General features: G+C 57.1%; 1 pseudogene. It reads right to left on the bottom strand.

Features of this window, described 5'->3' with window-relative positions:
* Window positions 1-849, bottom strand: a pseudogene (locus F8N12_RS27530) (IS3 family transposase); the annotation flags it as partial.
* Between the last annotated feature and the right edge of the window lie 379 nt (window positions 850-1,228).

Below are 1,228 nucleotides of genomic sequence, written 5' to 3'. Positions count from 1 at the left end.
GATCCGAAGGCCTGCCACGCTGCTCGTAAGCCATATCCAGCGCTTTGATCACCAGCTCAGCGTCTGGCTTTTCCGACAGCGCCCAGCCCACGATCCGACGCGTACAAAGATCTAGGACGACAGCCAGGTAATGCCACTTTCCTTGAGCCCAAATGTAGGTGATATCGCCGCACCAGACTTGATTAGGCGCTGGCACGTCGAACTCGCGGTTCAATGTGTTCGGGATATCCAGTCTTTCTACTGTTGCTCGTTTGTAGGCATGGGAGCCGGGTTGTTTGCTGACTAAATCAAGCTCGCGCATCAAGCTACGAACTTTGAATCGACCGAGTTGCTCACCGTCTTCACGCATCAGCGACAGAATGCTACGACTGCCCGCGGAGCTGCGACTTTGCGAGAACAGCTCACTGACGCGACTACGTAATCGAAGCCGTTCAACATCGGGCGTGCGGCGCCGCAGGCGCTGGGCGTAGTAACACGAGCGAGTGACGTCAAACACCTTGCACAGCCAATCAACCGGCTCATGGGCGCTCAACTGGGCAATCAGCGCGAACGCTCGTGATCTTCCGACATCAAGAGCGCGGTAGCCTTTTTTAATATGGATTTCTCTCGCTCAAGCCGAGCGATCCGGGCCTCCAGCTCCTGAATTTTTTGCTGTTCCGGCGTCAGCGCCTTGCTCTGCGGGGTGATGCCTTTATGTTCTTTCTGAATCTGGTCAACCCAGCGGCGCAATGCCGACTCACCAATGCCTAGTGAACGGCTGGCTTCGATGTAGCTGTAGTTTTGTTTGAGCACGAGGGCTGCGGCCTCGCGCTTGAATTCAGGAGTAAAGGAGCGGCGTTGTTTGGTCATCTGACACCTCGATCTGGCGAGCATTCTCGCCTAAATGGGTGTCCGGTTTCATTAGACCACTACAGGGATGCCTGTGATAAGGGGGCTTGTCTGTGGTGAGGGGGGAATCCTGTGATAAGGGGGCTTGCCTGTGGTGAGGGGGCTTGCCCCCGTTGGGTCGCGAAGCGATCCTGAAACCTGCAGACTCAATGTACCAGGCGCACCGCGTGCGAGGTTTTTACGACGGCTGCGCCGCCGAACGGGGGCAAGCCCCCTCGCCACAGAAACAAGTGATTAGATCAGATGAAGATGGTTGTCCCGGAGCCCTGCGGGCAGGTCTAGCGGTGAGGGGGGTAGCCTGTGGTGAGGGGGGATGCCTGTGATAAGGGGGCTTGTCTGT

This window comes from Pseudomonas fluorescens, assembly GCF_902497625.1.
Lineage (GTDB): Bacteria > Pseudomonadota > Gammaproteobacteria > Pseudomonadales > Pseudomonadaceae > Aquipseudomonas > Aquipseudomonas fluorescens_BQ.
The sequence above is the reverse complement of the archived record's forward strand: the minus strand, read 5'-3'. Positions and strand labels throughout refer to the sequence as shown.